The organism is Halalkalibacter lacteus (assembly GCF_036663595.1).
Lineage (GTDB): Bacteria > Bacillota > Bacilli > Bacillales > Bacillaceae_D > Halalkalibacter > Halalkalibacter lacteus.
In genome coordinates this window covers 1-264 of sequence record NZ_JAWRVL010000266.1, presented here as the reverse complement: position 1 = coordinate 264, position 264 = coordinate 1, and the positions used below count along the sequence as shown (strand labels likewise).

Sequence of the window (264 nt, the reverse complement as noted above, 5' to 3'; positions counted from 1 at the left end):
GATCCGCAATCCTGTCATCAGCCGCGAAAGCGGGTGATCCAGTATTCCAGAGACGCTGGTGATTTAGCGGAGAAGCCGCGGCGTACTGGATACCCGCATCCGCGGGTATGACGACTAAGCCGCGTCGGAAACGACGCGGTTGCGGCCGTCGTGCTTGGCGCGGTAGAGCGCCTTGTCGGCGCGCTTGAGCAGGTCGGCAACCGGCTCGCCCTTGCGTTCGAGGATCGAGAGCCCGATCGAGATCGTGACCTCGATGCGCCTGGC

1 protein-coding gene is annotated in these 264 nt (G+C 64.0%); it reads right to left on the bottom strand.

Features of this window, described 5'->3' with window-relative positions:
- Positions 1 to 114: 114 nt before the first annotated feature.
- Positions 115 to 255, bottom strand: a complete 141-nt coding sequence (locus SAZ04_RS23670; protein ID WP_431309056.1) for a diguanylate cyclase — start codon at positions 253 to 255, stop codon at positions 115 to 117.
- Between the last annotated feature and the right edge of the window lie 9 nt (positions 256 to 264).